Consider the following 20,678-nt stretch of genomic DNA (forward strand, 5'->3'; position numbering starts at 1 on the left):
GGTTGTACGAGAAGGCCCGCGCCAGGCGCACCCTCCCGCCCCAGAAGACGGTGTGCCCGATGAGGCCGTCGGGCCGCTGGGCGGCGGCGCGCTGCGCCGGACGGCGCGCGACGACGGCCGGTCCCCCGGGGCGCTCCGTGCCGTCGGCCTCCACCAACGTCTCCGTCAGGATCTCCACGTCCTGCAGACCCAACGACCGGATGAGTTCGGCGACGGCCTGCGCGGAGCGCTCGAGCGGAGCGCGGTCGAAGGAGTCCCAGGCGATCCCGGGGATGGCCACGAGCTCCTTGAGTGTGGCGACGGTCTGCGGCAGTCGTTCTTCCACGGCAGCGGTGATGCGAGCCACCGTCTCTGGATCGAGGGGCAGGGCGGGCGGGGTCTGGGACGTCTGAGGCATGCGACCCAGCCTAGCGAGATGACGGCCGTCACAGCCGTGACCTCGGGAGGCCTCGGCTCCGCCTAGAATGGATGGGTGTTTGGACGCAAGAAGACCGAGACCCCCGCCCCTGAGTCGGCGCCCGTGATCGAGACCCCCGAGCAGACGGCCGCGCGCCATCAGGCCAAGAAGGGGCCGACGCCCACGCGCGCGCAGCGGGAGGCCGCCCGCCGCCGTCCGCTGGTGCCGGAGGACCGCAAGGCGGCCCGCAAGGCGGCTCGCGATGCGGAGACACTCGAGCGTCAGAAGATGCGCGTGGCCATGGAGACCGGCGATGAGCGGAACATGCCGCTGCGCGACCGTGGCCCGCAGAAACGTTACGCCCGTGACTGGGTGGACGCTCGCACCGGCGTGGGCGAGTGGCTCATGGTGATCGTGCTGGTCTACGTCTTTCTGGCCTTCCTGCCCCAGTCCGATCTGCAGATCTGGCTGACCTTCTCCCTCTGGGCCATCGTGCTGCTGGTGGTGCTGGAAGGCGTCCTCATCTCCTTCCAGCTGAAGAAGCGTCTGGCGGAGAAGTTCGGCGAGGTCGAGCGCGGTGTGCGCTGGTACGGCGTCATGCGGGCCATGCAGCTGCGCAAGCTGCGCCTGCCCAAGCCGCAGACCAAGCGCGGTCACTTCCCCGACTGAGCCACGCCAGGAGGCCGCCGGGACCTCGTCGGACACCGACGGGGCCCGGCTGCGGGCCTTCGGAGAGCGGCGCCGGGCCCCGGCACTCGACTACCGGGCCAGCTCGCGGTTGATCCGGGCGGCCCAGAAGGGCCCCTCGTAGAGGAACGCGGTATAGCCCTGCACCAGATCCGCCCCGAGCTCGAGTCGCTGACGCACGTCCGCCCCGCTGGTGACACCACCCACGGAGATCAGGGCCACCGAGTGAGGCAGCGTGCCACGCAGCCTGGTCAGCACCTCCAGCGACCGTCCCCTCAGCGGTGCACCTGACAGGCCTCCGGCGCCCATGGCCTCCACCTCCGCAGCGGGCGTGAACAACCCGTCCCGGGAGATCGTCGTGTTCGTGGCGATGACCCCGTCCAGGCCCAGGTCCACGGCCATCGCGGCCACCGAGTCCACGTCGTCGTCCGCCAGGTCCGGGGCGATCTTCACGGCCAGCGGCACGTGGCGGCCCGTGGTCCGGTCCGCCTCCCGGCGCACCGCCGCCAAGAGCGGAGCCAGTGCCTCGATGTCCTGCAGTTGGCGCAGTCCCGGCGTATTGGGTGAGGACACGTTCACCACGAGGTAGTCGGCGTGGACGGCCAGTGCAGCGGTGGACGCCAGGTAGTCCTGTGTCGCGTCCTCGAGGGCCACCGCCTTGGTCTTGCCGATGTTCACCCCGAGCACCGGACGACGCCGGCCGAAACGCCGGGTCAGCGTCTGCCGGGTGGTCTTCAGCCGAGGAGCCACCGCGCGGGCTCCGTCGTTGTTGAAACCCATCCGGTTGATGAGTGCCTTGTCCTCGACCAGGCGGAACAGCCGCGGCGCGGGGTTGCCCGGTTGTGCCTCACCGGTGATGGTGCCGACCTCGATATGGCCGAAGCCGAGGTCGGCCAGGGCCGCCGTGCCCAGGCCCTGCTTGTCGAAGCCCGCCGCAAGCCCGAACGGCGAGGGAAAGTCGAGACCCATCACCCGGGTCGTCAACGTCTTTGCCGGCCGCGTCGCCCGGCGCAGGGCCGCCGAGGCACCGGTGGACTCGGCCGCCCGGATCATCGAGAAGCCCACATGGTGCGCCTTCTCGGCGTCCATGCCCTTGAAGAACGTGTTGAAGAAGGCGGGATAGAGGCGGGCCTCGCGCGGCAGAGCAGTCATGCACTTATGGAACCACGATTCCCGTGCTGGTCCAGCCCACGTTTCGGCCCTAGCATGGCGTTCATATGAGCGCCACCGACCAGCCGTCCGGGGACACCCCGTTCTCCCCCTTCGCGGAGCCCACGCTCCTGACAGATTCCCCGCCGGGGGTGTGGGTCCCGGATCTGCTGGAGGGCTTCGAGCGCCTGACGATCCCCCTTGAGGTGGACGAGGAGGGCCCCAACGCGGCGACCCTGATCCGGACGGCGCGCACACCTGTGTCCGCTCCGGTCCGCACGCCGGCGAGTGGCGCCGCGAGAGAGGCCAGCGACGCTCCGGGTGAGCCGCCGGCCAGCGTCGCCCGGCCGACGTCGCGCATTCCGGTGTTGTACGTCCATGGCTGGTCGGACTATTTCTACAACGCGCCGCTCGCCGGCCACTTCGAGGAGCGCGGCTACGCCTTCTACGCGCTGGACCTGCGTAAGTACGGCCGGTCGCTGCGCCCAGGGCAGACGCCGGGGTGGGCGGACAACCTCGAGGTGTATGACGACGAGATCGGCCAGGCCCTGCGGATCATCGGCCTCGAACACCCGCGGGCCCCCGTGCTGATGGGCCATTCCACCGGCGGGCTCACCCTCTCCCTGTGGGCGTCCCGGCATCCCGGCCGGGCCCGGGCGCTGGTGCTGAACAGCCCGTGGCTGGAGATGCAGGGGTCAGCGCTGGTCCGCCACATGGCCACGGCCGTCCTGGACCCGGTGGTGTGGCTGCAGCCGAAGAACTTCCTCAAGCTGCCCCGGGTGGACCACTACTGGCGCACGGTGTCCGCCGCCGCCGACGGCGAGTGGGACCTCCACCCGTTGTGGCGTCCGCGATACTCCTTCGAGGTGCCCGGCGGCTGGCTCAAGGCCGTCATGGCGGGCCATGCCGCTGTGGCTGATGGGCTCAGTCTGGCGGCGCCGGTCTACGTGATGCTCTCGGACCGCACGGTCTTCTCGGCGGGATGGCGGCAGGACATGACAGCCGCGGACATCGTGCTGGACGTGGAGATCCTGGCCCAGCGCGCCACCCGTCTCGGTCGGCACGTCACAGTCGTCCGGCATGCCGGTGCCCTGCATGACGTGATGGCTTCATCACCGGCCATCCGGCGTGACGCCGCTCGCGAGATGTTCCACTGGCTGGAGGCCTACGCGGGCCCGGCCTGATCCACCGCGCCCCCGTACCGGCGATCGCGGCGGGCATAGACCTCCACCGCATCCCACAGGGTCGTGCGGTCCACGTCCGGCCACAGCGTGTCCAGGAAGACGAGTTCGGCGTAGGCCGACTGCCAGAGCAGGAAGTTGGACAGCCGCTGCTCGCCGGAGGTGCGCACGAACAGATCCACGTCCGGGACGTCGGGCTCGTCCAGGTGACGGGCGATCGTCTCCTCGCGGATCCCGGAGGAGGTCAGCCGGCCCGCCTCGACCTCGCGGGCGATGGCCTGGACGGCATCGGTGATCTCGGCGCGGGATCCGTAGTTCACGCACATGGTCAGATGGCACCGGGTGTTGCCGCGGGTCTGCTCCTCGGCGACCTCCAGCTCCTTGACCACGGAGGTCCACAGCCGGGGGCGGCGGCCGTTCCAGCGGATCCGGACGCCCCACGAATCGAGGGTGTCCCGCTGACGGCGCAGCACATCCCGGGAGAAGCCCATGAGGAAGCGGACCTCTTCCGGAGACCGCTTCCAATTCTCGGTGGAGAACGCGTAGACGGAGACGTGTTCAATGCCCAGCTGCACGGCACCGGCCATCACATCCAGCAGGGCGGCCTCCCCGGCCCGGTGGCCCTCGGTGCGCGGCAGTCCGCGTTGGTTGGCCCACCGCCCGTTGCCGTCCATGACGATGGCCACGTGGCGGGGGATGAATCGCGGATCCATCTGCGGCGGCCGGGCCCCCGAGGGGTGCGGATACGGTTCGGCGTGGGCAGGCCGGCGGGCAGAGGGGCGGGAGGGCATGGGCTCGGTCCTCGGGTTCAGGGGCTCTGGTCCATGACGGACAGGGACTTCAGGTGGCGTTCCAGGTGGAACTGGAGGTACCCGGACACGATACCGGCCGCCTCCCGGCGTGCCTGGTCCGGAGCCACGTCGGCGACCTCCCACCGGCCCGACTGCAGGGCCGCGAGCAGTTCCACGGTGGCCGGGGCCGGCGTCGCCGAGCCGGGCGGGCGGCAGTCGTCGCAGACGCTGCCACCGAGGGTGACATTCACGGAGCGGTGGGGCCCGGGGGCTCCGCACTTGGAGCAGGCGGTGAAACTGGCGGCCCAGCCGGCGGTGGCCAGGGACCGCAGCAGGTAGGAGTGCAACAACAACCGGGGGGCATGGGTGCCCCGGGCCAGGGCCGCCAGCGCCCCGTGGAGCAACCGGTATTGACTGGGTGCCTCCACCCTGCCACCGTGCTCGTCCACCTCCCCGATATCGCTCACGGTCAGCCGCTCGGCGGTCTCGACCATGGCGGAGGCGGCGGAGTAGGCGTCGTAGTCCTGGGCGATCCACTGCCCGTAGGGAGTGACGGACTCGGCCTGCGTGATGATGTCCAGATTCCGTCCGCGCACGAGTTGCAGCCGGGAGAGCATGAAGGGTTCCAGGGTGGCGCCGAACTTGGATGTGGTCCGGCGGACCCCCATGGCCACGGCCCGAATCTGGCCGTGGCCGGGGGTCAGCAGCACGATGATGCGATCGGCCTCACCGAGTTTGTAGGTGCGCAGGACCAGGGCCTGCGTGCGGTAGCTATTCGCCGCGTACCCCGCGCCACCCCGCCCCGATGCGCGTCCACCCGAACCGGACACTAGGCCCTGGAGTCCGTCCCGGCCCCCACACCGGCCACGGCCTGAGCCAATTCCTCATCGTCCCGGAGGGCACGGTTGACGGCGGAGACAACCGCCTTCAGCGAGGCCATGGTGGTGTTGTAGTCCAGGCCGGCACCCCAGAGCACGCGATCCCCCACCGCGCATTCGACATAGGCGGCCGCCATCGCCGATCCCCCCTCGGACAGCGCGTGCTCCGAGTAGTCCAGTACCCGGATGTCCAGGCCATCGTCGCCGAAGATCTTCACGAGGGCGGCGATCGGGCCATTGGCGGTGACGGTGCGTTCACGCTTCTCGCCGTCCACCTCCACCTCGGCGGTCATGGTGAAGCTGCCGTCCTCCTCCGTCTTCGAGCTGACGAAGCCCAGGCGGTAACGGCCCCAGCGGGAGGTGTGGTCAGCCGCGGACTCTGACGGCAGGTACTCGTCCTGGAAGACCTGCCACAGCTGGTCACCGGTGACCTCCCCGCCCTGGGAGTCGGCCATGTTCTGGATGACGTGGGAGAACTCGATCTGGGCGCGGCGCGGCAGGTCCAGGTTGTGCTCGCTCTTGAGCAGGTAGGCCACACCGCCCTTGCCGGACTGCGAGTTCACCCGGATGACGGCCTCATAGGAGCGGCCGAGGTCCTGCGGATCGATCGGCAGGTAGGGGACGCCCCACGGGATGCCGTCCCGGTCGGTGCCGGCCTCCGCGGCATCCGCGTCCATGAACTCGAATCCCTTCTTGATGGCGTCCTGGTGGGAGCCGGAGAAGGCGGTGAAGACGAGATCTCCCCCGTAGGGCACGCGCTCCGCGACCTGGAGCTGGTTGCAGTACTCCACGGTGCGGCGGATCTCATCCATGTTGGAGAAGTCGATCATCGGGTCGATCCCCTGGCTGTACAGGTTCATGCCCAGGGTCACCAGGTCCACGTTGCCCGTACGTTCCCCGTTGCCGAACAGGCAGCCCTCGATGCGGTCCGCTCCGGCCATGTAGCCCAGTTCGGCAGCGGCCACACCCGTGCCGCGGTCGTTGTGGGGGTGCAGCGAGAGGATGATGCCGCTGCGGTTCTCCAGGTTGCGGTGCATCCACTCGATGGAGTCTGCGTAGACGTTCGGGGTGGCCATCTCCACGGTCGCGGGCAGGTTCAGGATCATCTGGCGATCCGTGGAGGCCTCGAGGATCTCACCGACGGCGTTGGAGATGCGGGCGGCGAACTCCAGCTCGGTGCCGGTGAAGGACTCCGGCGAGTACTCGTACACGATCTCCGTGCCCGTCATCTGCTCCTCATACTTGCGGCACAGGCGGGCGCCGGTGGTGGCGATGTCCACGATGCCGTCCATGTCCTCGCGGAACACGACGCGCCGCTGGAGCACCGAGGTGGAGTTGTACAGGTGCACGATCGCCCGGTGGCAGCCCTCGAGGGCCTGGTAGGTGCGCTCGATGAGGTGCTCACGGGACTGGGTGAGCACCTGGATGGTGACGTCCTCGGGGATGCGATCCTCGGTGATCAACTGGCGCACGAAGTCGAAATCAGTCTGGGAGGCGGAGGGGAAGCCGACCTCGATCTCCTTGTAGCCCATCGAGACGAGGAGTTCGAACATCCGCATCTTGCGGTCCGGACCCATGGGGTCGATGAGGGCCTGGTTGCCGTCCCGCAGGTCCACCGCGCACCACCGGGGAGCCTGGGTGATGACCTGGTCCGGCCAGGTGCGGTCCGGCAGCTGAACCTCGATCTGGTCCTGGAAGGGGGTGTACTTCTGGAACTTCATCCCGGAGGACTTCTGGAAGTTGCGCATGGGGCTGGACGCCTGCCTTTCGTGAAACCCGGTGCGTGCACCGGAGGGGTCTGGCTGGTGGAAGGGCCGTGGAGCTACCTCCGCAACGGGGTTCCGGCCCGGCCAGGGTGCGATGCCCCCAGTGCGTCAGAGCGTGGCGGGCGCCACGACCGACGGCTCAGCCCCGTTGCGGCGGCGTAGTAGCAGCCCCTCAACGGTGTCCGGGGTGATCCCGGCGAGGTCCAGTCGGTCGAACATGATTTCAGCCTAGCACCGCCGGGACCGACGGGATCAAAACCCGAGCCGGCCCAGCTGCTTCGGGTCGCGCTGCCATTCCTTGGCCACCTTCACCCGGAGGTCCAGGTACACGGCGGTCCCCAACAGTTTCTCGATGGAGCCCCTCGCCTGGGAGCCGATGGCCTTGAGGCGGGAGCCGCCCTTGCCGATGATGATGGCCTTCTGGCTGTCCCGCTCCACGAACACGTTGGCGTGGATGTCCAGCAGCGGGCGGTCCGCGGGGCGTCCCTCGCGGGGGTTCATCTCGTCGACCACCACGGCCACCGAGTGCGGCAGCTCGTCCCGGACGCCCTCCAGGGCCGCCTCGCGGATCAGCTCGGCCACCATGGTCAGCTCGGGCTCGTCGGTGAGCTCGCCATCCGGATAGAGCGGCGGAGACAGCGGCAGTCGTTCGGCCAGGACCTTGGCCACGTCCTCCACCTGGTGGCCCTGGACGGCGGAGACGGGCACGACGGCGGCGAAACCGGCCCCCTGGTTCTCCGGCCCGAGCACCTCGTCACCGAGGGCGGTGACGGCGAGCAACTGGGCGGCGATGGCGTCCGGTTTCACCTTGTCCGTCTTGGTCACCAGGGCGACCACGGGCTTGCGGTTGAGCAGCGCCAGCTGACTGGCGATGTAGCGGTCACCCGGGCCGATCTTCTCGTCCGCCGGGATGCAGAAGCCGACCGCGTCCACCTCTCCGAGGGTCTGGGTGACGAGGTCGTTCAGCCGCTGACCCAGCAGAGTCCGGGGACGGTGCAGCCCGGGGGTGTCCACGAGGACCAGCTGGAAGCCCTCACGGTGCACGATCCCGCGGATGGTGTGCCGGGTGGTCTGCGGTTTGGAGGAGGTGATGGCGACCTTCTCCCCCACCAGGGCGTTGGTCAGGGTGGACTTGCCGGCGTTGGGCCGGCCCACCAGGGAGACGAAGCCGGCGCGGAAGCCCTCCGGGGCGTTGCTGGGGTCGAACAGGGTCGTCATGGGGTCTCCCGGGAGGCTGGGGTGGATGCCGAGGCGGCGTCGCGATCGGTCAGGTGGGCGGGCAGCAGGTCGGTGCCGGGCCGGCGTCGGGCATGGCCACCGTCCCGCGGGGACTCCCGCACCACCAGGCGCGCCACGCGGTTACGCCGGCCCTGCAGGGACTCGGCCGTCAGCTCGATACCCTGGACGGCCACGTGGGAGCCCTGGATGGGAACGCGGCCCAGCGTCTTGGCGAGCAGGCCGCCGACGGTGTCCACGTCCTCCTCATCGTCCAGGTCCATGCCGAACAGCTCGGCGAAGTCATCGATGCCCATCCGGGCATCCACGCTGAACGAGCCGTCCTCGAGGGGTTCGACCTCGGGACGGTCCTGGCGGTCGTACTCGTCCGAGATCTCGCCGACGATCTCCTCGATGAGGTCCTCCAGCGTCACGAGGCCGGCGGTGCCGCCGTACTCGTCCACCACGACCGCGATGTGGGTGGACTCGCGCTGGAGCTCCTGCAGCAGCACCGACACCGGCTTGGACTCGGGGACGAAGCGCACGTCCCGGGCCACGGCGTCCACGGGGCTGGCCGGATCCGCCGCACCATCCCCCAGGCCACGGTGCAGCGCCCGGGCCACGTCCTTGAGGTAGACCATGCCGAAGACCTCATCCGCGTTGTCCCCGATGAGCGGGATACGGGAGCAGCCGGAGCGCAGGAACAGGTTCATCGCGTCTTCCAGGGTGGTCCCGGTCTCGACGGTGACGACGTCGGTGCGCGGCACCATCACGGCGCGCACCAGGGTGTCCCCCATGTCGAAGACGGAGCGGATGAGCTCGGCTTCGGCATCCTCCAGGACGTCGGCGTCGTTGGCCCGGGCGACGAACTCGCGGAAGTGGCGCTCCTCGATCTCGGCGGCCTCCTCCTCCTCGTCCTCCGATCTGGGGCCGGGGGCCGCCACGCGGGCCGGCAGCGAGCCGAGCAGGGAGGTGAGGAAGCGGACGAGCCCCGCGGTGCGCTGGGCGGCCGCGACGTCGTGCTTGGTCCCCACCTGGCGCGGCGAGAGCACGGTCAGCAGCAGGGCGACCAGCCCCATCAGCAGGAGGGACAACAGGACGGTGATCCAGATGGTCCCGGTGAGGGAGTGGATGAAGAGGGTGCCGGCCACGGCGGCGGTGGTCTCCGCGAACAGCCGCCAGAACCGCAGTGCGTGCAGGTGTTCCGGCAAGCGGGCCATCACCGTGAGGATCGGACTGCGCGGGCGGCGCATCGCGATCCCCTCGGCCTCCTTGCGGGACAGGTAGCCCAAGGAGGCCTCGGCGACACCGAGGATCCAGGACAGGAACAGCAATGCGGCCAGCAGGACCGCCAGGGTGAGCGACGTGAGCATCAGGCTTCGGTGGGGTCCGGGGCCGGGCGGCCGAGGTAGTCACTGAGCAGCTGGCGCTGGAGGGCGAACATCTCGGCCTTCTCCTCCGGCTCCTCATGGTCGAAGCCGAGCAGGTGGAGGACGCCGTGGACCAGCAGCAGCAGGACCTCGTCCGCGGCGGAGTGACCGCCGCGGGCGGCCTGGGCGGCGGCGACCTGAGGGCAGATCACCACGTCGCCCAGCAGCCCCTCCGGGCTCGGGTCCTCGGCGGTGCCGGGGCGGAGCTCGTCCATGGGGAAGCTCATGACATCCGTGGCGTCCGGCAGGTCCATCCACTCCAGATGGAGCTGCTCCATGGCCGCCTCGTCCACGCACACCACGGAGAGTTCCGCCCCCGGATGGACGTGCAGCGATTCCAGGAGGGAACGGGACAGGGCGAGCAGCGACTCCTCGTCGACCTCAACGCCGGACTCGTTGACGATCTCAATGGCCATCGGAAGTCCTCCCGGCGTTCTCGTAGGCGTCCACGATCCGGCTCACGAGGCGGTGGCGGACCACGTCCACGGACTGCAGCCGGATGACGGCGATGTCCTCCACACCCTCCAGGATGGACACGGATTCGGCCAGGCCCGAATGCGTCCCCCGCGGGAGGTCCACCTGGCTGGTATCGCCGGTGACGACCATGTGAGAGCCGAAGCCGAGACGCGTCAGGAACATCTTCATCTGCTCGACCGTGGTGTTCTGGGCCTCGTCGAGGATGATGAACGCGTCATTGAGCGTGCGCCCGCGCATGTAGGCCAGGGGCGCCACCTCGATCGTCCCGTCCGCCATGAGCCGCGGGATGGACTCGGGTTCGACCATGTCATGCAAGGCGTCATAGAGCGGCCGCAGGTAGGGGTCGATCTTCTCGCTGAGTGAGCCCGGCAGATACCCCAGCCGCTCCCCCGCCTCGACCGCCGGCCGAGTGAGGATGATCCGGTTGACCTCCTTGGCCTGCAACGCCTGGACCGCCTTGGCCATGGCCAGGTAGGTCTTGCCGGTGCCGGCGGGACCGAGTCCGAAGGTGATGGTGTTCTGGTCGATGCTCTCCACGTAGTGCTGCTGGTTCGCCGTCTTGGGCCGGATCTGGCGGCCCCGGCTGGAGAGGATCGAGGCGGAGAGCAGTCCGGAGGCCTGGGCCCCGGAGCCACCCCGCACCAGGCTGGTCACCTGTTCGATGACCTCGGGGGTGATCGAGGTGCCGCGCCGGGCCAGGCCGTGCAGGTCCTCGATCACCTGGCGCGCCTGCTGCACCTCCGGTGCGGGGCCTTCCACCTCCAAGTCCTCGCCGCGCACGGAGACGGCCAGATCCGGATAGAGGCCGTCAAGGATGCGCAGCAACAGGTCCTGCGGGCCGAAGGTCCGCACCATGGTCTCCGCCGAGGCGAAGGTGATGGTGATGTGGTCACGTTCCGTGGAAAGACTCAAGGGAGGTGCTTCAGCTCCTGGCTGGTGGGACAAAGGGTGAGACGTGAGGACTACGAGGCCAGTCTACGTCCGCGGCCCGAACCGTCCCAGCAACTGCTGGAGGACGGCGACGGCGGCCGGCCCGGCCGTGGAGGACCGGAGCACATGGCGCCCCAACAGCACGGGGAGCCCCCCGGCCTCGGCCAGCGCCGCGGTCTCCGCCGGGCTGAGGCCCCCCTCGGGGCCGACCACCAGCACGATCCGTTCCACGGCGTGGCCTGTCGGTCGTCGCTCGGCGACGGTTTGACCTGCCAGCAGCCCCGACTCGGCGACGGCCTCGCCCAGCGACGTCCGTGCGTCCTCGTGCAGGACGAGGACCAGGGAGCCGGGGCCACAGACCGAGGCGACCCCGACGCCGTCGAGCACCTGCTCCGTGCGGGGCACCCGGGTGCGGCGTGCCTGTTTGGCGGCTGAGAGCAGTGCCGCCTCCCACTTGGCCAACGCTTTGGCGGTCTTGTCGGCTTTCCCGGTCTTCCCAGACTTCCACCGCACGATGGAACGCTCGGCCTGCCAGGGGTACACGGCGTCGAGGCCCAGCTCCGTGGCCGTCTGGATGGCCAGCAGGTCCCGGTCGCCCTTGGCGAGGGCCTGGACGAGGACGAGTTCGGGGTTCGGCGCCGGCTCGTCGTGAACGGTCTCGGCAGTGACCTCCAGCCGGTCGGGCGCCGCGGAGCGCACGGTGCCGCTCACGCGCCGGCCGGACCCGTCCGCCACATCCACGCGCTCCCCCGGTGACAGCCGCATGACCTGGGCAGCATGCCGGGCCTCGGCACCCGAGACCACGACGGTGGTCCCCGCCGAAGCGGGGGCCAGCTCGCCGTCACCGACGTAGAAGAGGGGGTTGCTCACAGGTTCTTGAGGTTGTCCCGGAACTTGGAGAACAACCCGCGGTGCTCCGTGGTGCCGTGCACCAGGTCTTCGCCGCGCAGGCCGGCCAGCTGCTCCAGCACGGCGCGCTGCTCGTCGTCGAGCTTGGTGGGGGTCTCCACCCGCAGGGTGACCTTGAGATCGCCACGGCCGGAGCTGCGCAACCGCCCGACGCCCAGGCCCTTGAGGGTCTGTACCTCTCCGGACTGCGTGCCGGCCTTCACCGGCACCTCCTTCTCGCCGTCGAAGGTGTCCAGGGTGAGCGTGGTGCCCAGGGCGGCGGCGGCCATCGGCACGCTCATCGTCGCCAGCAGGTGGTCGCCGTCGCGGACGAACACCTCGTGCTGACGCACCTCGATCTCCACGTAGAGGTCGGCATTCGGGCCGCCACCGGGACCTGCCTCGCCGCGGCCGGCGAGCTGGATCCGGGTCCCCGTGGCCACACCGGCGGGGATCTTGATGGTCAGTGAGGTGCGCTCACGGATGCGGCCCTGCCCGGAGCACTCACGGCACGGATCCGGGATGACGGTCCCGAAGCCCTGGCAGGCCGAGCAGGTCTCGGACGCCATGACGGTCCCGAGGATGGAGCGGACCGGCCGGCGGATGGCGCCCTGGCCGTTGCAGATGGTGCAGGTCTCCGGGTGCGTGCCCGGCTGACTGCAGCTGCCGTCACAGGTGGGGCACACCACGGCGGTGTCCACCTCGAGAGTCTTCTCGGTGCCGAAGACCGCATCGCTGAGGTCGAGCTTCGCCGTGATGAGGGCGTCCTGCCCTCGACGCGCACGGCTGGCGGGACCACCGCCCCGGCCACCGCCCATGCCGCCGGAGCCGCCTCCGCCGAAGAACGTCTCGAAGATGTCCTGGAATCCACCGAAATCGGCGCCACCGAAACCGCCGCCCATGCCACCGGTGCCGTTCTCATGGCCCGTGGCGTCATAGTTGCGGCGCTTCTCCTGGTCCGAGAGGACCTCGTAGGCACGCGTGACGTTCTTGAACTCCTCGGAGGCGTCGGGAGCCGGGTTCACATCGGGATGGAGCTTGCGGGCCAACTTGCGGTAGGCGCGCTTGATCTCCTCGGCGGAGGCGTCCCGGCCAACGCCGAGCACCTCGTAATGGTCAGCCACGGTCTGCGGTGTTCCTTCCGGTGGTGGGGTGGTGGATGAGGGACCTGGCCGCTACTGCGACAAGATCCGGGACAGGTACCGGGCGATCGCCCGCACGGCGGTCATGGTGCCCGGGTAGTCCATGCGGGTGGGGCCCACGACGCCGAGTTTGGCGCCGGAGCCGGGGCCGTAACCTGCGGCGACGACGGACGCCTCGGACAGTGAGCCGGTGTTCTCGGACCCGATGCGCACACTGAGGCCACGCACATCCTGCTCCATCTCGGTCAGCAGGCGCAACAACACGACCTGTTCCTCGAGGGCTTCCAGGATGGGGCCGATCGAGAACGGGAAGTCCCCGGTCGAGCGGGCCAGGTTGGCGGTGCCGGCCATGATGATCCGGTCCTCGCGGCGTGCCGCGAACATCTGGTCGAGCTGGACGGCGAAGGCCACGGCGAGGTCCCGGTCCTCCGCCGGCACCTCGGCCAGCGCCAGCCGGAGTCCCTCGGCGGCCTGGACCGGGGTCAGCCCGTCCAGGTAGCGCAGGAACTGCTGCTTCAGCACGGTCAGGGACGTCTCGTTGGCCTCAACCTCGAGGCCGAAGGCCCGCTGGTCCACCTGCCCGGTGGACAGGATCACCACGACGAGGGCCCGGCGGGGGGCCAGGAAGACGAACTCGATGTGCCGGATGGTGGAGGAGTCCACATGGGGGTACTGCAGCACGGCCACCTGGTTGGTGAGCTGCGCGAGCAGCCGCACGGTGCGGGCCATCATCTCGTTGAAGTCCCCATTGGCGTCCAGCAGCGTCTGCACCGCGCGCTTCTCCGCGGCGGACAGCGGCTTCACCTCGGAGATCTGGTCCACGAAGATCCGGTAGCCCTTGTCCGTGGGGATGCGCCCGGAGGAGGTGTGCGGGGCCACGATGAGCCCCTCCTCCTCGAGGGCGGCCATGTCATTGCGGACGGTGGCCGAAGACACGCCCAACTGGTGGCGGTCCACCAGGGCCTTGGAGCCGACGGGCTCGCGGGAGGACACGTAGTCCTCCACGATGGCCTGCAGCACCTGCATGCGGCGCGGCTGTTCGCTCATCGGTTCCTCCTGCCTGTCATCCGGGTTAGCACTCGACGCTTTGAAGTGCCAAGTCTAGACCGTGTGTCCAATCGGCGTACCACTCGTGCCCCTCGTCCCGGAGCCCGTTCCCCTCGTGCCGGAGGACGCCCGGCGGTTGCCTCCCCTGACCTCCTCCTCTTTGACTTCTCCTGTCGGCCCTCTGCCGGCCGCGAGCCGCACGCACCGCGCGAGCCGCTCCCCGGGAACGCGCGGTCCTCTTGCTAGCGTCGGTGCCTGTGGAATGGAACAGCTGGGGCCCGGGCACCCTCGACGGCGGCTTCCGCCCGACCGCCCGCTCCGTAGAGCAGGTCCCCGCGAACCAGGGCGCCGTCCTGGAGGACACGGAGACCGGCTTCACCGGTGCCGTCCTGCGGGTCGAGAAGTCCGGCGGCGTGCACCTGGTCGTCCTGGAGGACCGACGGGGACGCGCGAAGTCCTTCCCCCTGGGTTATGGCTTCCTCGTGGACGGTGAGCCCGTCGAGGTGGTGGCCCCCGCACCGGGTGGCGCCTCCGGCGCCTCCCCCGCGAAGCCGGCCCGGACGGCGTCGGGCTCCCTGCGCGTGGACCACGCCCGCACGGCGCGGGCGTCCCGCATCTGGGTCGAAGGGCTTCTTGACGCCGAACTCGTGGAGAAGGTCTGGGGCGAGGACCTCCGGCTGGAGGGCATCGTCGTGGAGCCGCTGCACGGCGTGGACGACCTGGCCGGCGCGATCACGGAGTTCTCGCCCGGCCCGCAGCGCCGGCTGGGCATCCTCGTGGACCACCTCGTGACCGGGTCCAAGGAGGAGAGGATCGCCACCGAGGCCCTGAAGGTGCCGGGGGCCCGCGGCAACGTACTGATCGTCGGCCACCCCTACGTAGACGTCTGGCAGGTCATCAAGCCCGCCGTCCTGGGCATCGGCGCGTGGCCGGTGGTGCCCCGGGGCCAGGACTGGAAGACGGGCATCCTCGCCGGCCTCGGCTGGCCGCACCGGACCAAGGAGGACATCGGCCTGGGCTGGAAGAGGCTGTTGTCCCAGGTGCGGACCTATGCCGATCTGGAGCCGACCCTGCTGGGGCGGGTGGAAGAGGTCATCGATTTCCTGACCGCCGTCGAGCACTGACCGCACACCGACCTGCAGGGAACTCCCGGAACCCGGCGGTACACTGGCGACCGAACGCCACCCATCACCTCCGAACGGAAAGGCCCAGGACGTGTCCCAGCAGCAGCCCGGCAGTCCGCACCGCCCGCGCCCCGGCGCCGCCCCCCGGCGCGACCAGCAGCTGCAGGGTTCACCCGACCACGCCGAGCCGCTGACGCCGGCCGAGGACCGTCAGTGGGCCACCCTCGCCCACTTCGGCGGCTTCCTCGGGTGCATCCCCTCCCTGGTGATCTATCTGGTCTTCCGCCACCGCGGGCCGTTCTCGGCCCAGGAGGCCAAGGAGGCGCTGAACTTCACGCTGCCGCCCACGGTGCTGGCCATCGTGGCGAACCTGCTGGCCCTCATCCCGATCGTCGGCGGTATCTTCGGGATCGTCGCCATGCTCCTGTGGCTGTTCATGACCGTCTCCGGCGTGGCGGCAGGCATCCAGTGCAACAAGGGCCGACCCTACCGCTACCCGCTGAACCTGCGCCTGATCCAGTAGGCGGACACGTCAGAACCCGGCGAGTCGCCGGACGATCGCGTCGTCCAGCAGCCGTCCCTGCAGGGTGGGCACCACCCGGCCGGCCAGCGCCGCCCGTCCGTCCAGCAGCCCTTCACCGATCATGGCGGCGATCTCCTGGCGCGCCCGGGCACCGCCGTCGGGCGCTTCCTCCAGGGCGGCCGTCGGCAGTCCGTCCGAGAGCCGGACGCCCAGCATGACGCGCTCCAGGAACCGCGCCTCGGCATCGGGTTCCTCCCGGCCGACGGACGGGGAGATCCCGGTGGCCAGTCGTTGCGCGTAGGCCGCCGGATGCTTGGCGTTCCAGAATCGGACGCCGGCCAGGTGTGAGTGGGCGCCGGGGCCGGCACCCCACCAGTCCTGGTCCCGCCAGTAGGCCACATTGTGCCGGGCCCGGTGGATGCCGCGGTCCTCGGGGTCGTGCGCCCAGTTCGAGATCTCGTACCAGCGGTAGCCCGCCTCCGCGAAGAGCCGCTCGGCCAGCAGGTACTTGTCCGCCTGGTCGTCCGGATCCACGTCCGGCACGGTCCCGCGCTTCACGGAGGCCCCGAACTTGGTCCCCTCCTCCACGATGAGCGAATAGGCCGAGATGTGATCCGGGGCCAGGGCCAGTGCGGCCTCGACGGTGGTGCGCCAATCCTCCAGGGACTCCCCCGGTGTGCCGTAGATCAGGTCCAGGGACACCTCCAGGCCGGCCTCGCGGGCCCAGCCGACGGCGGCCGGGACGTTCTCCTGCCGGTGCGTGCGGTCCAGCGTGGCCAGCACGTGCGGGACGGCGGACTGCATGCCGAAGGAGACCCGGGTGAACCCACCGGCGGCCATCTCCCGCAGTGACCCGAGGGACACCGAGTCGGGGTTGGCCTCCGAGGTGATCTCCGCGCCGGGCGTGATCCCAAAGACGTCGCGGGCCCGGCCGAGGATGCGGACCAGGTCGGCGGCAGGCAGCAGGGTGGGTGTGCCGCCGCCGAAGAAGACGGTGTCCAGCGTGCGCGGGGGGATCGTCGAACCGTCCAGCGCCTGCGCCGCGAAGTCCAGCTCACCGGCCACGGTGTCCGCGTAGGACGTCCGGGACGCGCCGGGACCGAGATCCTCGGCGGTATAGGTGTTGAAGTCGCAGTAGCCGCACCGCACCGAACAGAACGGGACGTGCACGTAGAGGCTGAAGGTGCGCGGCTCGCCGGCCTCGGCCGCCGCACGCACCCGGTTCCCCACCGCTGCGGGGAACCGGCCGTCGTCGGGCGCGGGGTCGCCGAGGGGAAGGATCGAAGGCAAGGTGTGTTCGTCCCCGCCCTACTTCTTGGCGCCGGTCTCGGAGCCAGCGCCGTCCGAGGACAGCGCCGCGATGAAGGCCTCCTGGGGGACCTCCACGCGGCCGACCATCTTCATGCGCTTCTTGCCCTCCTTCTGCTTCTCCAGCAGCTTGCGCTTACGGGAGATGTCACCGCCGTAGCACTTGGAGAGCACATCCTTGCGGATCGCGCGGATGTTCTCTCGGGCGATGATGCGCGAGCCGATGGCAGCCTGGATCGGCACCTCGTACTGCTGGCGCGGGATCAGCTCCTTGAGCTTGCCGGTCATCATCACGCCATAGGCATAGGCGTTGTCCTTGTGAGTGATGGAGCTGAACGCGTCCACGGTCTCGCCCTGGAGCAGGATGTCCACCTTGACCAGGTCGGCGGTCTGCTCGCCGTCGGCCTTCCAGTCCAGGGAGGCATAGCCCTTGGTGCGGGACTTGAGCAGGTCGAAGAAGTCGAAGACGATCTCCGCCAGCGGGATCCAGTACCGGATCTCCACGCGCTCCTCGGAGAGGTAGTCCATGCCCTTCATCTGGCCGCGCTTACCCTGGCAGAGCTCCATGACGGAACCGATGAACTCGCTGGGGACGATGATCGTCGCCGAGGCCATGGGCTCGGCGACCTCGTTGATCTTGCCCTCGGGGAACTCGGACGGGTTCGTCACCGTGACCACCGTCTTGTCCTCCTTCGTGACCTCGTAGACCACGTTCGGCGCCGTGGAGATCAGATCCAGGTTGAACTCGCGCTCCAAGCGCTCACGGATGATCTCCAGGTGCAGCAGGCCGAGGAAGCCCACGCGGAAACCGAAGCCGAGGGCCACGGACGTCTCGGGCTCATACACCAGGGCGGCGTCGTTGAGCTTGAGCTTGTCCAGGGCGTCACGCAGCACGGGATAGTCGGAACCGTCGATCGGGTACAGCCCGGAGAACACCATCGGCTTGGGATCCTCATAGCCGCCGATCTGCTCCTGCGCGGGATTGCCCGCACCGGTCACCGTGTCACCGACCTTGGACTGGCGGACGTCCTTGACCCCGGTGATGAGGTAGCCCACCTCGCCGACGGAGAGCCCCTTCGAGGGCTTGGGCTCCGGGGAGGACACCCCGATCTCGAGGAGCTCGTGGGTGGCCCCCGTGGACATCATCCTGATCTTCTCGCGCGGGGACAGCTTGCCGTCCACCACGCGGACATAGGTGACCACGCCCCGGTAGGTGTCATACACGGAATCGAAGATCATGGCCCGGGCCGGGGCGTCCGGCTGGCCCGCGGGAGCGGGGATCACCTCCACCACACGATCGAGCAGTTCCTCGACCCCGACGCCGGTCTTGCCGGAGACCCGGAGGATGTCCTCCGGCTCGCAACCAATGAGTCCCGCGATCTCCGCGGCATACCGGTCCGGGTCGGCGGAGGGCAGGTCGATCTTGTTCAGCACGGGGATGATGGCCAGGTCGTTCTCCATGGCCAGGTAGAGGTTGGCCAGGGTCTGCGCCTCGATGCCCTGGGCCGCGTCCACCAGCAGGATGGCCCCCTCACAGGCCGCGAGGGACCGGGACACCTCGTAGGTGAAGTCCACGTGGCCCGGCGTATCGATCATGTTGAGCGCGAAGTCGGTGCCGTTGAGGCTCCAGGGCATGCGCACGGCCTGCGACTTGATGGTGATGCCACGTTCGCGCTCGATGTCCATGCGATCCAGGTACTGGGCCTTCATGTCCCGCGGCTGGACCACGCCGGTGGACTGCAGCATGCGGTCCGCCAGGGTCGACTTACCGTGGTCGATGTGCGCGATGATGCAGAAATTTCTGATGACCGCGGGATCGGTGGCGGCGGGCGCGGGGGCGTTGCTCGCCATGGGCGACACGGGCATCTTCCTTCGACTCTGACAACAGGGGTTGGCCAACCCCTGGAACCAGCGGGAGGCTGATCCACCATTCTTCCACGTTTCCGCGGACACGGCGGCCCGGCAGCACCGGTTGGTAGCTTGTGGACATGGCTTTGAACGTCGACCGGCTCCTGAGCATCGGCCGCGGGGTGGCACGCCTCGCCCGGCGGGTGCAGCGGCCGCCCGCATCGCGCCACCGCGGTGGCGGACGGGGCAGCAGCGGACCGGGCGCCGTCACGGACTATCCCGGTGATTTCCACGGCCGGGCGCAGGTGGCCTACTCCCACCACCTGCTCGCCGCGCAGCTGACGAGCAGGGACCGCACCAACGTCGCCTCCCGGGAGCTCCGCCACCGCAACGAGTGGTCGTGATAGACTCACCAGCTGTGTGTCCGCGCAGGTCGACGGGCACTCCCGGAACGGCTCAACAGGTATCCCCACGCCGCTCAGTCGCCGGATTCGGGATTACCCCTCACCGACCACGTCAGAAGACAACAGAAAGACCTTTCCTTGGCAAACATCAAGTCCCAGAAGAAGCGCATTCTCACCAACGAGAAGGCCCGCCTGCGTAACAACGCGGTGAAGTCGGAGCTGCGCACCGCCATCCGCGCCGTGGACAAGGCCGTCGCCGCGGGCGACCAGGCCGCCACCACCTCCGCCGTCGCCCTGGCCAGCAAGAAGCTGGACAAGGCTGCGAGCAAGGGTGTCATCCACCAAAACCAGGCTGCCAACCGCAAGTCCGGCATCGCCAAGCGCGTGAACAAGATCGAGGCCTGAGCCTCTCAGATCTGGCCCGGCCCCTGAGGGGTTGAGGCAGCGAAGCCCCCGTCCTGATGGACGGGGGCTTCGTGGTTAAGCACTACCGTCGCGCGGTCAGGGCTATCCGGGTGACGGCCCGTTCGACCGCATAGTCAGCGTCCTTGGACAGGCCCTTGGCCTCGGCGTCCGCCTGGGCCACCCACTCGATGGCTGCCGCAATCGTGGCGGGGTTCCAGAACCGGACGGTCTCGGCCACGCGTTTGGCCTGCCACGGGGCCATGCCCAGCACACCGGCGATCTGGCCCTGGCCCACGCGGGCATCCACGATCCGGGCGATCTGGCGCGTCTTCATGGCGAGGGCGCCGGTGATGGCCGGCGCGGACACCCCGGTTGCCAGGGCATGCCGCAACAGGGCGGTGGCCTGCCCGGCCCGCCCCTCGATGGCGGCATCGGCCACCCGGAAGGCCGTGGCCTCCACCCGGCCGCCGTAGTAGCGGTCCACGATCTGGCTCGTGACGGTGCCCTCCGTGTCCTCGGCCAGTTGCTGGCAGGCGGCCGCCAGGTCCGTGAGCGAGCCACCGGCGGCATCGAGCAGGGAACGGACCCCCTCCGGATCGATCGAGCGGCGCCGGGACCGGAACTCGCCGTGGACGAAATCGGACTTCTCGGCGTCGGACTTGATCGGTTGGCAGTCCACGAGCACACCGGCGGCGGTGGCAGCATCCAGCAGCTTCTTTCCGCGGTTGCCTCCGGTGTGCCGCAGGATCAGCGTGACGTCCTCGGCTGGATGTCCGACGTAGTCGAGGCAGTCCGTCAAGAACGCCTCGTTCATGTCCTGGAGCCCCTCCACGTGCAGGATCTTGGCTTCACCGAACAGGGAGGGACTGGCGAGGACGGAGAGCTGGCCGCCCTCGTAGTCGGCCGCGTCCACGCGGTGGACCTCGAGGCCCGGGTCCTGTTCCCGGAGGGCGGTGCGGACCCGGTCGATCACCCGGGCGGCGATGAAGTCCTCGGGTCCCTTCAGCAGCATCATCGGGGCCGGACTCACGGTGCGCCAGTCTGCTCCGGAACTCGTGGATCGTCGGCTTCGACTCGGTGCGGGCATG

The 20,678-nt window shown here is 69.5% G+C and carries 20 protein-coding genes and 1 pseudogene; 6 read left to right on the forward strand and 15 right to left on the reverse strand.

Annotated features, from left to right (window positions below):
* Positions 1 to 397, reverse strand: a pseudogene (locus RUH65_RS07940) (hypothetical protein); the annotation flags it as partial.
* Between the two features lie 75 nt (positions 398 to 472).
* Between RUH65_RS07940 and RUH65_RS07945 the strand changes: the two are divergent.
* Positions 473 to 1,066, forward strand: a complete 594-nt coding sequence (locus RUH65_RS07945; RefSeq protein WP_313816804.1) for a DUF3043 domain-containing protein — start codon at positions 473 to 475, stop codon at positions 1,064 to 1,066.
* A 90-nt stretch (positions 1,067 to 1,156) separates the two neighbouring features.
* On the opposite strand, the gene RUH65_RS07950 is transcribed toward RUH65_RS07945, so the two are convergent.
* Positions 1,157 to 2,236: a quinone-dependent dihydroorotate dehydrogenase gene (locus RUH65_RS07950; RefSeq protein WP_313816805.1), complete on the reverse strand. Its 1,080-nt coding sequence runs from the start codon at positions 2,234 to 2,236 to the stop codon at positions 1,157 to 1,159.
* A gap of 65 nt (positions 2,237 to 2,301) precedes the next feature.
* Between RUH65_RS07950 and RUH65_RS07955 the strand changes: the two genes are divergently transcribed.
* Positions 2,302 to 3,417: an alpha/beta hydrolase gene (locus tag RUH65_RS07955; protein WP_313816806.1), complete on the forward strand. Its 1,116-nt coding sequence runs from the start codon at positions 2,302 to 2,304 to the stop codon at positions 3,415 to 3,417.
* On the opposite strand, the gene RUH65_RS07960 is transcribed toward RUH65_RS07955, so the two are convergent.
* From RUH65_RS07960 to hrcA, 10 genes are all read right to left on the reverse strand, one after another.
* On the reverse strand, positions 3,399 to 4,205 hold the full coding sequence (locus tag RUH65_RS07960; RefSeq protein WP_313816808.1) for an isoprenyl transferase: 807 nt from the start codon (positions 4,203 to 4,205) through the stop codon (positions 3,399 to 3,401). The two genes, RUH65_RS07955 and RUH65_RS07960, sit on opposite strands and share 19 nt — an antisense overlap.
* A 17-nt stretch (positions 4,206 to 4,222) precedes the next feature.
* The gene (gene recO / locus RUH65_RS07965) at positions 4,223 to 5,035 is read right to left on the reverse strand and encodes a DNA repair protein RecO (RefSeq protein ID WP_313816809.1); all 813 of its coding nucleotides are present in this window, start codon (positions 5,033 to 5,035) and stop codon (positions 4,223 to 4,225) included.
* The gene (gene leuA / locus RUH65_RS07970; RefSeq protein WP_313816810.1) at positions 5,035 to 6,831 is read right to left on the reverse strand and encodes a 2-isopropylmalate synthase; all 1,797 of its coding nucleotides are present in this window, start codon (positions 6,829 to 6,831) and stop codon (positions 5,035 to 5,037) included. Before leuA ends, recO begins: the two co-directional genes overlap by 1 nt.
* A gap of 270 nt (positions 6,832 to 7,101) precedes the next feature.
* Positions 7,102 to 8,067, reverse strand: a complete 966-nt coding sequence (era, locus tag RUH65_RS07975; RefSeq protein WP_313816812.1) for a GTPase Era — start codon at positions 8,065 to 8,067, stop codon at positions 7,102 to 7,104.
* A complete protein-coding gene (locus RUH65_RS07980) occupies positions 8,064 to 9,437 on the reverse strand; it encodes a hemolysin family protein (RefSeq protein ID WP_313816813.1) in 1,374 nt (457 codons plus the stop codon). The genes era and RUH65_RS07980 overlap by 4 nt, the downstream gene beginning before the upstream one ends.
* A complete protein-coding gene (gene ybeY / locus RUH65_RS07985) occupies positions 9,437 to 9,910 on the reverse strand; it encodes an rRNA maturation RNase YbeY (protein WP_313816814.1) in 474 nt (157 codons plus the stop codon). Before ybeY ends, RUH65_RS07980 begins: the two co-directional genes overlap by 1 nt.
* A complete protein-coding gene (locus tag RUH65_RS07990; RefSeq protein WP_396179828.1) occupies positions 9,900 to 10,916 on the reverse strand; it encodes a PhoH family protein in 1,017 nt (338 codons plus the stop codon). Before RUH65_RS07990 ends, ybeY begins: the two co-directional genes overlap by 11 nt.
* A 30-nt stretch (positions 10,917 to 10,946) precedes the next feature.
* Positions 10,947 to 11,771 (reverse strand): 16S rRNA (uracil(1498)-N(3))-methyltransferase, encoded by an 825-nt coding sequence (locus RUH65_RS07995; protein ID WP_313816815.1) that lies wholly within the window; start codon positions 11,769 to 11,771, stop codon positions 10,947 to 10,949.
* Entirely contained in the window at positions 11,768 to 12,913 is a 1,146-nt protein-coding gene (gene dnaJ, locus RUH65_RS08000; protein ID WP_313816816.1) for a molecular chaperone DnaJ, read from the reverse strand. Before dnaJ ends, RUH65_RS07995 begins: the two co-directional genes overlap by 4 nt.
* Before the next feature lie 51 nt (positions 12,914 to 12,964).
* A complete protein-coding gene (gene hrcA / locus RUH65_RS08005) occupies positions 12,965 to 13,978 on the reverse strand; it encodes a heat-inducible transcriptional repressor HrcA (RefSeq protein ID WP_313816817.1) in 1,014 nt (337 codons plus the stop codon).
* Between the two features lie 257 nt (positions 13,979 to 14,235).
* Here hrcA and RUH65_RS08010 point away from each other — a divergent pair, with 257 nt between their 5' ends.
* Positions 14,236 to 15,102, forward strand: coding sequence for a DUF3097 family protein (locus RUH65_RS08010; protein ID WP_313816818.1), 867 nt, complete (start codon positions 14,236 to 14,238; stop codon positions 15,100 to 15,102).
* 91 nt (positions 15,103 to 15,193) lie between these two features.
* Positions 15,194 to 15,625, forward strand: a complete 432-nt coding sequence (locus tag RUH65_RS08015) for a DUF4870 domain-containing protein (RefSeq protein WP_396179832.1) — start codon at positions 15,194 to 15,196, stop codon at positions 15,623 to 15,625.
* A gap of 9 nt (positions 15,626 to 15,634) precedes the next feature.
* Here the strand turns inward: RUH65_RS08015 and hemW are convergent, their stop codons facing one another.
* Together hemW and lepA are read right to left on the reverse strand one after the other, a co-directional pair.
* A complete protein-coding gene (gene hemW, locus RUH65_RS08020) occupies positions 15,635 to 16,915 on the reverse strand; it encodes a radical SAM family heme chaperone HemW (RefSeq protein WP_313816819.1) in 1,281 nt (426 codons plus the stop codon).
* Between the two features lie 18 nt (positions 16,916 to 16,933).
* Positions 16,934 to 18,793 carry a translation elongation factor 4 gene (gene lepA, locus RUH65_RS08025; protein ID WP_313816820.1) on the reverse strand — a complete coding sequence of 620 codons (1,860 nt, stop codon included), beginning with the start codon at positions 18,791 to 18,793 and terminating at the stop codon, positions 16,934 to 16,936.
* A 128-nt stretch (positions 18,794 to 18,921) separates the two neighbouring features.
* Between lepA and RUH65_RS08030 the strand changes: the two genes are divergently transcribed.
* Positions 18,922 to 19,185 (forward strand): hypothetical protein, encoded by a 264-nt coding sequence (locus RUH65_RS08030; protein ID WP_313816822.1) that lies wholly within the window; start codon positions 18,922 to 18,924, stop codon positions 19,183 to 19,185.
* Positions 19,186 to 19,323: 138 nt separating this feature from the next.
* On the forward strand, positions 19,324 to 19,590 hold the full coding sequence (gene rpsT / locus RUH65_RS08035) for a 30S ribosomal protein S20 (RefSeq protein ID WP_313816823.1): 267 nt from the start codon (positions 19,324 to 19,326) through the stop codon (positions 19,588 to 19,590).
* Positions 19,591 to 19,672: 82 nt separating this feature from the next.
* Here rpsT and holA read toward each other — a convergent pair whose 3' ends face one another.
* On the reverse strand, positions 19,673 to 20,677 hold the full coding sequence (holA, locus tag RUH65_RS08040) for a DNA polymerase III subunit delta (RefSeq protein WP_313816824.1): 1,005 nt from the start codon (positions 20,675 to 20,677) through the stop codon (positions 19,673 to 19,675).
* Position 20,678 lies beyond the last annotated feature (1 nt).

Source organism: Citricoccus sp. (assembly GCF_032154715.1).
GTDB lineage: Bacteria > Actinomycetota > Actinomycetes > Actinomycetales > Micrococcaceae > Citricoccus.

Coding starts and splice junctions, on each gene's coding strand:
- RUH65_RS07950 (WP_313816805.1), bottom strand. CDS start 2,236: ATGACTGCTCTGCCGCGCGAGGCCCGCCTCTATCCCGCCTTCTTCAAC.
- RUH65_RS07955 (WP_313816806.1), top strand. CDS start 2,302: ATGAGCGCCACCGACCAGCCGTCCGGGGACACCCCGTTCTCCCCCTTC.
- RUH65_RS07960 (WP_313816808.1), bottom strand. CDS start 4,205: ATGCCCTCCCGCCCCTCTGCCCGCCGGCCTGCCCACGCCGAACCGTAT.
- leuA (WP_313816810.1), bottom strand. CDS start 6,831: ATGCGCAACTTCCAGAAGTCCTCCGGGATGAAGTTCCAGAAGTACACC.
- era (WP_313816812.1), bottom strand. CDS start 8,067: ATGACGACCCTGTTCGACCCCAGCAACGCCCCGGAGGGCTTCCGCGCC.
- RUH65_RS07980 (WP_313816813.1), bottom strand. CDS start 9,437: ATGCTCACGTCGCTCACCCTGGCGGTCCTGCTGGCCGCATTGCTGTTC.
- ybeY (WP_313816814.1), bottom strand. CDS start 9,910: ATGGCCATTGAGATCGTCAACGAGTCCGGCGTTGAGGTCGACGAGGAG.
- hrcA (WP_313816817.1), bottom strand. CDS start 13,978: ATGAGCGAACAGCCGCGCCGCATGCAGGTGCTGCAGGCCATCGTGGAG.
- RUH65_RS08030 (WP_313816822.1), top strand. CDS start 18,922: ATGGCTTTGAACGTCGACCGGCTCCTGAGCATCGGCCGCGGGGTGGCA.
- holA (WP_313816824.1), bottom strand. CDS start 20,677: ATGCCCGCACCGAGTCGAAGCCGACGATCCACGAGTTCCGGAGCAGAC.